10 protein-coding genes and 4 tRNA genes are annotated in these 12,079 nt (G+C 60.3%); 9 read left to right on the top strand and 5 right to left on the bottom strand.

The features are described 5' to 3' along the window. A partial coding sequence (locus P8X48_09420) for a thymidylate synthase (GenBank protein MEJ2107534.1) occupies window positions 1–683 on the bottom strand: 683 nt, incomplete at its 3' end. A gap of 180 nt (window positions 684–863) precedes the next feature. On the opposite strand from P8X48_09420, the gene P8X48_09425 reads away from it, so the two are divergent. After that, a complete protein-coding gene (locus tag P8X48_09425) occupies window positions 864–1,505 on the top strand; it encodes a hypothetical protein (protein ID MEJ2107535.1) in 642 nt (213 codons plus the stop codon). A gap of 7 nt (window positions 1,506–1,512) precedes the next feature. On the opposite strand, the gene P8X48_09430 is transcribed toward P8X48_09425, so the two are convergent. From P8X48_09430 to folD, 4 genes are read right to left on the bottom strand one after another with little or no spacing between them, the layout of a single operon-like run. After that, entirely contained in the window at window positions 1,513–1,980 is a 468-nt protein-coding gene (locus P8X48_09430) for a DUF302 domain-containing protein (protein MEJ2107536.1), read from the bottom strand. Then, complete coding sequence (locus P8X48_09435; GenBank protein ID MEJ2107537.1) at window positions 1,977–3,107, bottom strand: c-type cytochrome; 1,131 nt, start codon at window positions 3,105–3,107, stop codon at window positions 1,977–1,979. The genes P8X48_09430 and P8X48_09435 overlap by 4 nt, the downstream gene beginning before the upstream one ends. Before the next feature lie 35 nt (window positions 3,108–3,142). Continuing rightward, complete coding sequence (locus tag P8X48_09440; GenBank protein ID MEJ2107538.1) at window positions 3,143–3,826, bottom strand: rhomboid family intramembrane serine protease; 684 nt, start codon at window positions 3,824–3,826, stop codon at window positions 3,143–3,145. Then, window positions 3,823–4,695, bottom strand: coding sequence for a bifunctional methylenetetrahydrofolate dehydrogenase/methenyltetrahydrofolate cyclohydrolase FolD (gene folD / locus P8X48_09445; GenBank protein ID MEJ2107539.1), 873 nt, complete (start codon window positions 4,693–4,695; stop codon window positions 3,823–3,825). The genes P8X48_09440 and folD overlap by 4 nt, the downstream gene beginning before the upstream one ends. Window positions 4,696–4,858: 163 nt before the next feature. On the opposite strand from folD, the gene P8X48_09450 reads away from it, so the two are divergent. The 8 genes from P8X48_09450 (at window position 4,859) to lon (ending at window position 12,016) form a co-directional block, all read left to right on the top strand. Next, window positions 4,859–4,935 (top strand) — tRNA-Pro (locus P8X48_09450). A 462-nt stretch (window positions 4,936–5,397) separates the two neighbouring features. Then, window positions 5,398–5,473, top strand: a tRNA-His gene (locus P8X48_09455). A gap of 10 nt (window positions 5,474–5,483) precedes the next feature. Continuing rightward, window positions 5,484–5,559, top strand: a tRNA-Lys gene (locus tag P8X48_09460). Window positions 5,560–5,721: 162 nt separating this feature from the next. Next, a tRNA-Leu gene (locus tag P8X48_09465) sits at window positions 5,722–5,806 on the top strand. Window positions 5,807–5,927: 121 nt separating this feature from the next. Next, window positions 5,928–7,202 (top strand): trigger factor, encoded by a 1,275-nt coding sequence (gene tig, locus P8X48_09470; protein ID MEJ2107540.1) that lies wholly within the window; start codon window positions 5,928–5,930, stop codon window positions 7,200–7,202. Window positions 7,203–7,251: 49 nt separating this feature from the next. Next, complete coding sequence (gene clpP / locus P8X48_09475) at window positions 7,252–7,881, top strand: ATP-dependent Clp endopeptidase proteolytic subunit ClpP (GenBank protein ID MEJ2107541.1); 630 nt, start codon at window positions 7,252–7,254, stop codon at window positions 7,879–7,881. 120 nt (window positions 7,882–8,001) lie between these two features. Further along, window positions 8,002–9,294 (top strand): ATP-dependent Clp protease ATP-binding subunit ClpX, encoded by a 1,293-nt coding sequence (gene clpX, locus P8X48_09480; protein MEJ2107542.1) that lies wholly within the window; start codon window positions 8,002–8,004, stop codon window positions 9,292–9,294. A gap of 274 nt (window positions 9,295–9,568) precedes the next feature. Further along, a complete protein-coding gene (lon, locus tag P8X48_09485) occupies window positions 9,569–12,016 on the top strand; it encodes an endopeptidase La (protein ID MEJ2107543.1) in 2,448 nt (815 codons plus the stop codon). The last annotated feature ends 63 nt before the right edge of the window (window positions 12,017–12,079 follow it).

Genomic DNA, 12,079 nt, shown 5'->3' on the forward strand with positions numbered 1-12,079 from the left:
GGCAGGGGGCGCGGCTCCCGCTCGAGCTGTAGCCTGGCCTGCTCAAGATGATTCAGATACAGATGGGAATCCCCAAGCGTATGCACAAAGTCGCCGGGTTTCAGTCCCGTGGCCTGGGCGATCATCATGGTCAGCAGGGCGTAGGAGGCAATGTTGAAGGGGACCCCCAGGAAAATGTCCGCACTGCGCTGGTATAGCTGACAGGACAGGCGCCCATCGGCGACGTAGAACTGGAAGAAGGCGTGGCAGGGCGGCAGTTTCATCCGCTCCAGATCAGCGACATTCCAGGCGCTGACGATGATGCGGCGGGAATCCGGAGTTTCCCGGATCTGTTTGAGGATTTGCGAGATCTGGTCGATATGACGGCCATCCGGCGCGGGCCAGGACCTCCACTGATAGCCGTAGATCGGTCCGAGTTCGCCGTTTTCGTCCGCCCATTCGTCCCAGATACTTACGCCATTGTCCTTCAGATACCGGATATTGGTGTCGCCGCGGAGGAACCAGAGCAGCTCATGGATTATGGAGCGCAGGTGAAGTTTCTTGGTGGTAAGCAGGGGGAAGCCTTTCGACAGATCGTACCGCGCCTGGTGCCCGAATATGCTCAGGGTCCCGGTACCGGTCCGGTCTTCCTTGCGTGCCCCGGTTTCGAGCACGTGACGCATGAGATCAAGGTACTGCTGCATGACGCGTTTTCGCCGACGAGTGGTCGTTGTCAAATATACGAAGCGGCATCGATTGCGATTATCATTGATATGAACGTATGAACAATCGGCTGCGCCGCCCCCCGCGGGGGCCGCCGCTAGTATAGCGTCACGGGCCGATCGGCGCAGCAGGGTTCGGCCCGCCGGTGGAGATTGGATGATATGGAGAAAGGTTTGTACAAGTACCTGTTTATGCGACCGTTTTTGCGGATGCTCGAGCGGCGCAGCTTTTTCGTGCGCCTGACGGGCGTCACACTGCGCATCCTGGCGGCACTGGTCGTGCTCGGCGCCCTGGCAATGTTCTTCCAGGCGGGAAAACTCATCTTCAATCTGCCCGCCAACGGGATCATGGGCGGCATTCTGTTCCAGTTGTTCTACATCCTTGCGATCTATGCCGTTGTCCACACAATGCTGATTCGTGCCGCCGATATCGAGTCGCTGCAAGACGACCGGGTGTTCATGCTTCCCCTGATGGCTATCCTGGTCCGTATGATGGGGGAAATTTACGCGGCCTATGCCGCGTTGACGGCGATCGGCGGCGGGATGTTCGTCTGGTTCACGGGAAAGCCCATCGTCAAGATCCTGAGCCCCATGCCGCTGATTTTCCGGACATCAAAGAAGCCTGACTTCATGGGCGGGATTGAATTGATGCTGAGCGGTGTGCTGGTGGCGATCGTGGCGATTATCGTTTCCTACGCGGTATCCGAACTGCTGGGTTCATTGATCCGTAGCGACAATGTGCGCCCGGTGATGAACGGACCTCGCCAGCTGGGCGATCAGCGAGCGCGCTCGCGCTTCGGCTGATTCGTCGCTAGTTCCCGTACTGCACTCGATCCAGAATCTTGTGGAAGTCCCGCTCCCACTTGCGGAATTGGGGGCGTAGGCGCTTGTCGGGGTAGAAATCTTCCAGTACCCGGGGATTGGCGCCGACGACAATGGAATCATTGCCCTCGGCAAAGATCGCAAGCTTTAGTGGCAGGAAGGGAATCAGGTCCGGATATTTTTTCGACAGGCGATGGACCTCATCCGCCTTGCCGAAGAACACGATCCGGTATTCCGCTGTCTTGTAACCGCTTTTCGTCAACCCCACGTCCACACGTTGCACCCGGATCAGGGTGTAACCTTCATCGGCAATGGATTCCTGCAAGACCGACATCGCTTCCGGAAACGATTGTTTCACCCGGATCATCAACAGGCCGTGCGCCGGGCCGGCGGCCTGGGTCGGGAGGGCAAAGCTCGCAGCAATGACCAGTACGAGCATCAGCAGTGAGCGTTTCAAAATGATGCGTCCTCCATCATGGTGACGTACTTCTTGTACATCCGGTCACACAACTGATCCAGCTCATTGTTATTGAACAGGGCCGATAGTCGTTTGGGATTGACCGCCATCATCACAACCCTTCCTTTCTCCTGCACGACGGTTACCCGGCAAGGAAGGAACAGGCCGACCCGGGGGTCAACCTTCAGCGCATCGTCCAGAAATCCGAATGCGCAGGAATAGACGATGACCTGTTTCTTGTCCTCTTTCCCCGGATCGAGCAGACCCTGTTCGAGGTACTGCACCCGGATCAGCTTCATGTTTGCGTCTGCGAGCGCGTCCTTGAGGGCCTGAACCGTTTGCTCGAGACCGGAGCCGGACTCGCGCACGATCATCGGTGGCTCCTTGCTCGGATCGGGTCGATGCATTGCGTCCGCGGATTTCTGCATGGAGCGCACGAACGCGACCAGATCGTCGATGTCCTCGTCCGATAGGCCGGCCTTGCGGAACGAGATCATTGGCGTTCCCGAACGGCCCAGGACCAGTGTGTGTTTGATCATGGCATCCGTGGCCGCGGCGAGAAAACCGGCATTGTTCAGGGCGGGTGCGAGAATGGGGAGGTTCCGCGGTCGGGAAAACGTGACACCCGTGCCATGGCCACCCTGCCCATGGTCGCCGTGGCACTTGGCGCAGTGGCTGGCAAAGAGCTTTTCGCCATGGGCAACGGAACCGCGTATATGCTTGCGTGGATAGGCTGGGGGATGTTTCCCGGTCCAGGTTCGCATATACGCAATGATGGAATCGATTTGCTTGCCACCCAGCGCGGCGAAAGAGGGCATGACCCGGCCCGGGCGCCCGTGGCGAATCGTGGCACGGAGAAAGGCGTCATCCACGCTGTTGATAAATGCCGGCAGCGCCAGAGGCACACCTACGCCTCCCATGCCGTCACTTCCGTGGCATGCGGAACAATTTCGGGCAAAAAGTTGGGCACCGGTTTGATCGCCGGCTCCCAGGGCGGGGCCAGTCTGGGTCAGCGGTACAAGGAACAGCAGCGCAGCCGCTGTGGAACGCCAGTTCAATCGTCTCTCCTTCGTTCTGCTACCGGTTCGTGCCTGATTGTACCGACCCAAGTCTAAACTGCGAACCACCGATCCCTGCTTGATACTGATCAATTCATCGACAATCAGCTAAACAGCGGTACGCGTCGATACTTGAACAGCGGGATCAGGGCCAGGCCGGCAACGAAGCCGCCTACGTGGGCTCCCCAGGCAACTCCCCCCGCCTGGCTGCTTGCCAGCAACGAACTCAGGAGTTGCCAGATGAACCAGAATCCGAGCACCGCCACGGCCGGAAGGCGCATGGTGGGGATGAAAATGCCCAGCGGAATGGCGACCAGGATGCGGGCTTTCGGATGAAGCAGCAGATAGGCGCCGAGAACGCCGGATATCGCCCCGCTGGCACCGATCATGGGCAGATGGGAAGCGGATGCGAGAACGGCCTGGGTGAGCGCCGCCAGGGCCCCGCACAACAGGTAGAAAACGACGTAGCGCCTGTGGCCCATGGAGTCCTCGACATTGTTCCCGAAGATCCACAGGTACAACATGTTTCCGATCAGGTGCAGCCAACCACCATGCAGGAACATGGACGTGATGACGGTCAGGGGCGCGGGAACCAGATGGAAGGCTGGCGGCAGGTGGTAGCCTTCAAGTAACACCGCGGGAACCATCCCGAGGCCGTAAACTACGGCTCGCTGGGACTGTGGAGGGAGAGACACCTGCCACAGAAAGACCAATGAACACAGGACGATGATCCCGACCGTGACGAATGGAAAAATCGAGGTCGGGCGATCGTCGTGCAGTGGGATCATTTGTTGCCGGTTCCCGTGCCTGTGTGCAGTTCCACGGCCTGCAAGGTGTTCTGCATCAGCATGGCGACCGTCATGGGGCCGACGCCACCGGGAACCGGGGTGATCCAGGATGCGCGCTCTGCCGCAGGCTCGTATTCCACGTCGCCGACCAGCTTCCCTTCGGCCGACCGGCTGATGCCGACATCAATGACGATCGCACCCTGCTTGATCCAGTCGCCGTGCACCAGGCCCGGTTTGCCTACGGCGACGACGAGAATGTCCGCGCGACCGACCTGCACCTCCGTATCCGGGGTGAAGCGGTGACACACGGTCACGGTACATCCGGCCAACAGCAGTTCCAGGGCCATGGGACGGCCCACATGATTGGAGGCGCCCACCACGACCGCGTGCCGGCCGCGAATCTCCTCGCCGGTGCGCTGGAGCAGCTCCATTACCCCGTATGGCGTACAGGAGCGAAAAGAGGGTCTGCGCACGGCAAGGCGGCCAATGTTGTACGGGTGGAAGCCATCCACGTCCTTGTCTGCCCGGATCCGTTCGATCACGGCTTCTGGATCGATCTGATCAGGCAGGGGAGACTGGACCAGGATTCCATCCACGGTCGCGTCGTCATTGAGCACATCGATCAGCGCGAGCAGGTCTTCCTGGGTGGTGTCCGCCGGCAGATCGTGGGCGATGGACAGCACACCCGTTTCTTCGCAGGCGCGCCGCTTGTTGCGCACATAGACGACAGAGGCCGGGTCCTCCCCGACGATGATAACCGCCAGTCCGGGCGGTCGTTGTCCGGCCGCAAGGCGGGCGTCAATCCGGGTCTTGATTTCGCGGCGTATGTCGGCGGCGATGGCCTTGCCGTCAATGATCCGGGCGCTCATCAGGAAAGAAAGGAACCGTTGTTCGTGGACCGGCGCAAGTGTCGCATGCGCGCCCGTGGACGCCAAGTGGCGTGTCCGTGGCGGCGTTGACGGTATAATAGGTGTTGCGTATAGTCCGGCAGCACCCGGTCCACCGTGTGTTGCCGCGTTGCATAACGGCCATCGGGGTATAGCGCAGCCTGGTAGCGCACCTGCTTTGGGAGCAGGGTGTCGGGGGTTCAAATCCCTCTACCCCGACCAACTACAAACGCCATGGCCGGCTGTGGCGTACCAGGTCGCGAAAGATTCGCGCCCGTAGCTCAACCGGATAGAGCAACGGCCTTCGACGCCGCAAGTGTTGTGCGGCAGTGGGAGCCTTCGGGGGGAAACGGAACCCTCGAAGTGCAGGGCACTGTATCGGTGGAACCTTAACGCGTCGCGGCGATGGCAACACCGAGGAAACCGGGATTCCGCCTCAGGGTGGACGGGTCGACCGAAGGGCCGGGCTCAGTCCGGCAGGTAGGACGACCTCGCGCGGGACAAGGGCGCGCCGGGATCCGTAGAGACTATACGTGCCCCGCCTGTGACGGCGAAGATATAGTCCAGACCACGAACCCGATGGGGCAGCGAAAGCTGTGGTGGTACGCTAAGCCGTAGGTTACAGGTTCGAGTCCTGTCGGGCGCGCCAGCTCTGACGCCGGGACTCCGGCATCGGCTAGAATGGTGAGCGTAGCTCAGTTGGTAGAGCCCCGGATTGTGATTCCGGTCGTCGTGGGTTCGAGTCCCATCGCTCACCCCATTACACATTTGGGCCGTTAGCTCAGTTGGTAGAGCAGCGGACTCTTAATCCGCGGGTCGTAGGTTCGAGCCCTACACGGCCCACCAGATGTGGAATCAAACGGGGACCTTTCGGGTCCCCGTTTGTTTTTTCCGGGAAAGAAGCAGCCAGGGATGCGCTTGGCCCTGGTACCGAAGCGGCAGATTTTTGTGGGGATTTGGTTCCACGGGAATCGCCTGTGGCAGAATAACCGGCTGCAGACATGTGCCGCGAATGTGGCGGAATTGGTAGACGCGCTGGATTTAGGTTCCAGTGGGGGAACCCGTGGGAGTTCGAGTCTCCCCATTCGCACCAGAATTCCCGTATTGCCCGGTGGCTTGGAACTGGGCCCGGCTGGCGGTATGATCAGTGGTCAAGAGGCCACTAAAAACAGACAGTTACGATAACTATTTGATTTATCAGATGAGGTTTATTCATGCAGGTCTCGGTTGAAACCACGGGCGCCCTGGGTCGGCGCATGACGGTACGCGTTCCCCCGGAACGGATGGAGGAAGAGTTTCAGGGGCGGCTGAAGCGTCTGTCCAAGCAGGTGAAGCTACCGGGATTCCGGCCGGGCAAGGTGCCGCTAAAGGTCGTGGAGGCCAAGTACGGTGGTGAGCTGGTCAACGAGATCGTGGGAGACTTGATCAAATCCTCCCTGCAGGAGGCGCTTGGACAGGAGGGCCTGCAGCCGGCGGGTGGACCGCGAATCGAGCCCAAACAGGCGGAGCGGGGCAAGGAGTTGGAATACGTCGCTGAATTCGAGGTTTACCCCGAGATCCAGGAAGCGGACCTGAAAGGCGCCACGATTCGTCGGCCCGTGTGCCAGGTCGAGGATGCGGACATCGATCGCACCATTGAGACCCTGCAACGGCAGCGGGCCCAGTGGAACGCCGTGGAGCGGGCCGCGGCCAATGGCGATCAGGTGGTCATCGATTTCGTAGGTCGACTGGGAGGGGAGACCTTTCCGGGCGGTGAGGGCAAGGACTACGCCCTGGAGCTTGGTTCCGGGAGGCTGATTGCTGGGTTCGAGGAGGGTCTGGTGGGCGCCAGCGCGGGTGAGACCCGCACCCTGAACCTGAAGTTTCCCGAGACGTATCAGGCCGCCCAGCTGGCCGGGAAGGACGTCAGTTTCGAAGTAGCGGTGAAGGAGGTTCGCGAATCGGCCCTCCCCGAGGTGGACGCGGAATTCATCAAGGAACTCGGTGTGGCCAGCGGCGAGTTGGAGGAGTTTCGTGCCGAGGTGCGCAAGAACCTGGAACGGGAAGCGATCCAGCGTCAGCGTTCCCTGCTGCATACCCGGGTGTTCGACGTCCTGATGGAGCGCAATCCGGTGGAGGTACCCCAGGCTCTGGTAGAGCAGGACCTCAGGCAAATGCGCCAGGGCGCCGCCGGCGACAGCCCCGTGAGCGATGCCGAGCGGGAACAGGCCGAACGCCGTGTGCGAATGGGTTTGATTTTTGGCGAGATTGTCCGCAAGGAAGGAATCAAGGCCGAAGGAAAGGCGGTACGGGCCCGGGTCGAGGAGTTGGCGGCCGAGTACGAGAAACCGGAGGAATTCGTCCAGTGGTTCTACAGCGATCCTTCCCGTCTGCGGGAAATCGAAGGCGCCGTGCTGGAGGATCTGGTTGTGGCAAGGCTGCTGGAATCGGCGCAGGTAAGCGACGAAACCATCAGCTTCCAGGAGCTGTCCAATCCGGGTACGGCATAGATTTGAAATGAAATACTACAGTTCTGGTTTTCCAGACGAGGACGCGTTCATGAACAACGAATTCGGTGACAACGGAACTCAGCACAGTCGAAATCTCGGCCTCGTGCCTATGGTGATTGAGACCACGGGCCGCGGTGAGCGTGCCTTCGATATCTATTCACGCATGCTGAAGGAGCGCCTGATTTTCCTCGTGGGTCCGGTGGAGGACCACATGGCGAATCTGGTTGTGGCCCAGCTCCTGTTCCTGGAATCGGAGAATCCGGACAAGGACATCCATTTGTACATCAATTCCCCGGGTGGTGCGGTGAATGCCGGCCTGGCGATCTACGACACCATGCAGTTCATCAAGCCCGAGGTGAGTACGGTTTGCATCGGACAAGCGGCCAGCATGGGCGCGGTCCTGCTTGCCGGCGGGACCAAGGGCAAGCGCTATTGCCTGCCCCACGCGCGCATGATGATCCACCAGCCCCTCGGCGGGTTCCAGGGCCAGGCTGCGGATTTCGACATCCACGCGCGGGAAATGCTCCGGGTTCGCCAGGAATTGAACGACATCCTGGCGCGGCACACCGGGCAAAGTATTGAGCGGATTCAAAAGGATACGGACCGCGACAACTTCATGAACGGTGCAGAGGCAGTCGATTTCGGGCTCATTGATTCGGTGCTGGAACAGCGGCCATAGTCCCGGGGAAGGCACGCGAATGGTGTGCTATATGACAAATGGTAAGGCTTGCAATCTGGCGGTAATCGCTGCATCTTAAGAATCAGGCATCCTTTTTTACGGGAAATACGAGGTTCGAGGATGGTGGACGACAGAAGCGGTGGAAACGGGGACGGAAAGGGCGAGAAGCTTCTTTACTGTTCCTTCTGTGGAAAGAGCCAGCACGAGGTACGAAAACTCATTGCTGGCCCGTCGGTATTCGTCTGCGACGAATGCGTCGAATTGTGCAACGACATCATTCGCGAAGAGGTGCAGGATGAAAACGCCGCCTCCCAGGCTCGCAGCAAGTTCCCAACTCCCCACGAGATCGCCAAGATTCTCGATGAGTACGTCATCGGCCAGGCAGCGGCAAAGAAGATTCTCTCGGTCGCCGTTTACAATCACTACAAGCGTATCGAGAACCAGGACATCGTCGGCGACGTCGAGCTGTCGAAGAGCAACATTCTGCTGATCGGCCCAACCGGTTCCGGCAAGACGCTGCTCGCCGAAACCCTTGCGCGCCTGCTGAACGTACCATTCACCATCGCCGACGCCACCACGCTTACCGAAGCGGGTTACGTTGGCGAGGATGTTGAAAATATCATTCAGAAGCTGCTGCAGAAGTGTGACTACGATGTCGAGCGCGCGCAAAAGGGCATTGTCTACATTGACGAGATCGACAAGATCTCGCGCAAGTCCGACAACCCGTCGATCACGCGCGACGTGTCTGGTGAGGGCGTGCAACAGGCGCTTCTCAAACTGATCGAAGGCACCGTCGCATCGGTACCGCCCCAGGGTGGCCGCAAGCATCCGCAACAGGAATTCCTGCAGGTCGACACCGGCGGTGTGCTGTTCATCTGCGGTGGCGCATTCTCCGGTCTGGAGAAGGTCATTCAGATGCGCTCGGAAAAGAGCGGCATTGGATTCGGCGCCGAGATCAAGTCCAAATCCGAGTCCCGTCACGTGGGTGAGTTGCTGCGCGGCGTGGAGCCCGAGGACCTGATCAAGTACGGTCTGATTCCGGAATTCGTGGGGCGTTTGCCGGTGGTCGCGGTGCTGGAAGAACTGGATGAGAATGCCTTGATCCGTATCCTCACCGAGCCGAAGAACGCCCTGGTGAAACAGTACGAGCGCCTGTTCGAACTCGAAGGCGTTGAACTGGAGTTTCGCCACGAGGCCCTGGGAGCGGTGGCGCGCCGGGCCATGGAGCGTAAGACCGGAGCCCGAGGACTGCGCTCCATTCTGGAGCAGGCCCTGCTCGACGTAATGTTCGATCTGCCTTCCGCGGAACGCGTGGAAAAGGTCGTGATCGAAGAGGCGGTCATTTCGGAAGGGGCCAAGCCCATCATCATCTACAGCGAGAGCGAAGACCGGCGGGCCAACACCAATCCCTGACGGCCAGGCGGGTTCGGAGTTCCTGTGAGACCCCGCTGCGTGCGGGGTTTCCTGTGTCTGGGCCGGCATATCCTGCCAGTCGACCGGTGGCCGGACGGGCGGTATTGGCCGGATTTGAATTTCGGGCAGTCTGCCCCCAGACTTAGGCGAAGTACGCAATCTCGATGCAAGGCGAACCGGCAGCATCCGCCAGTACGGGCTTTGAAAGGCCCCGCCCGACGTTGAACATTGTGGCGGAATCCTACTTACCGAACCATACAGGTAGCCAGAATTTATGAGTCAGGAAGAGAAAGCCCTGCAGACCGTAGGTGGAGCCGACAAGACACTGCCGGTCCTGCCACTGCGCGACGTCGTCGTGTTCCCGCACATGGTCATCCCCCTGTTCGTTGGCCGGCGCAAGTCCATTCGCGCCCTGGAAGAGGCCATGGAGTCGGGCAAGGAAATCATGCTGGTGGCGCAGAAGAGTGCGTCGGATGACGACCCTACGCCGGATGACATTCATACCATCGGTACGCTGGCGACGATTCTTCAACTGCTCCGTTTGCCCGACGGCACCGTAAAGGTGCTGGTGGAAGGTGCGACGCGCGCGATGGTCAAGAAGTATATCGACACCGAGGAATTCTTCCTCGCCGATGTTGGCGTGGTGGAATCCACGCCCGTTGACGAGCGCGAAAGCGAGGCCATGATGCGCTCCGTACTGTCGGAGTTCGACCAGTACGTGAAACTGAACATGAAGATCCCGCCGGAGATCCTGACTTCGCTCACCGGGGTGGATGAACCCGGCCGGCTCGCCGACACCATTGCCGCCCATTTGAGCCTCAAGCTTGAGGACAAGCAGGAACTGTTGGAGACGGCGGACGTGCGCGAACGACTGGAGCGAATTCTTGGCATCATGGAAACCGAGATCGATCTTTTGCAGGTCGAGAAGCGCATCCGTGGTCGCGTGAAGCGGCAGATGGAGAAGAGCCAGCGCGAGTACTACCTCAATGAGCAGATGAAGGCGATCCAGAAGGAACTGGGCGAGATGGACGAAGCGCCGAATGAGATGGAAGAGCTGGCGCAGAAGATCGAAAAGGCGGGAATGCCGAAAGAGGCCCGTGAAAAGGTCGAGGCCGAACTGAACAAACTGAAGATGATGTCGCCGATGTCCGCCGAGGCAACGGTGGTGCGCAACTATATTGACTGGTTGGTGAATGTGCCGTGGAAGAAGCGCACGCGCATCAACAAGGACCTCGCCCAGGCCGAGAAGGTGCTCGATCGCGATCACTACGGGCTGGAGAAGGTCAAGGAACGTATTCTCGAATACCTGGCCGTGCAGCAACGGGTGAAGAAACTCAAGGGCCCCATCCTTTGTCTCGTGGGACCTCCGGGCGTGGGCAAGACCTCACTTGGCCGGTCCATCGCCCATGCCACGGGCCGCAAGTTCGCGCGCATGTCGCTGGGCGGCATGCGGGACGAGGCCGAGATCCGCGGTCATCGCCGCACCTACATCGGCTCCATGCCCGGCAAGATCGTGCAGAACATGGCCAAGGTGAACGTGCGCAATCCGTTGTTCATGCTCGATGAGGTGGACAAGATGGCCATGGACTTCCGTGGTGATCCGTCCTCGGCCCTGCTCGAAGTGCTGGATCCGGAGCAGAACAACGCGTTCAGCGATCACTACCTTGAGGTGGACTACGACCTGTCCGATGTGATGTTCGTGGCGACGGCCAATACTTTGAACATCCCGGCTCCGCTGCTGGATCGTATGGAAGTGATTCGTCTGTCCGGTTACACGGAGGACGAGAAGCTCAACATCGCCAAGCGCTACCTGGTACCCAAGCAGCGCAAGGCCAACGGCCTCAAGCAGAATGAGTTGAATGTCACTGACTCGGCGCTGCGTGACGTGATCCGCTACTACACGCGCGAGGCGGGTGTGCGCAGCCTGGAGCGAGAGGTCGCCAAGATCTGCCGCAAGGTGACGCGCGAACTCGTACTGGGCAAGCGCAAGGCCGCGTCGATCACGGTGTCGGCCAAGAACCTGGAGAAGTATCTCGGTGTTCGCCGCTACCGCTACGGAGTGGCAGAACAGAAGAACCAGGTGGGCCAGGTTACGGGCCTTGCCTGGACCGAGGTTGGCGGTGAACTGCTGACCATCGAGGCAGTGATCGTTCCCGGCAAGGGCAAGCTGACCATCACCGGTAAACTGGGCGATGTCATGCAGGAATCGATTCAGGCCGCCATGAGCGTGGTGCGTAGTCGCGCGCGCGCCCTGGGGATCGCGCCTGGCTTTTACCAGGATCGCGACATCCACGTGCACGTGCCCGAGGGTGCCACGCCCAAGGACGGCCCCAGCGCCGGTGTCGGCATGTGCACGGCCATGGTTTCGGCCCTGACAAGCATCCCGGTGCGGGCCGATGTCGCCATGACCGGCGAGATCACCCTGCGCGGCGAGGTGCTGCCCATCGGCGGTCTCAAAGAGAAGCTGCTGGCGGCTCACCGCGGCGGCATCAAGATTGTCCTCATTCCCGAGGAGAATCAGAAGGACCTGCAGGACATCCCGAAGAACGTGCGGGACGAACTGGATATCCGTCCCGTGCGCTGGATCGACCAGGTGCTGGAGACGGCCCAGGAGACCGCTCCCCAGCCGCTGAAGGACGAAGAGGCGGGTGCGCCGCCCGAGCCCGCGAAAGCGCGCGAGGAGGGCTCAGAAGAGGCGAATCCGGTCACGACCCATCACTGATCGCGACGGAAAAGCCGACGGAAAAGGGCGGCTGCGGCCGCCCTTTTTTGTGCCCGGGCCTGC

It is taken from the genome of Acidiferrobacteraceae bacterium (assembly GCA_037388825.1).
Classification (GTDB): Bacteria; Pseudomonadota; Gammaproteobacteria; order Acidiferrobacterales; family JAJDNE01; genus JARRJV01.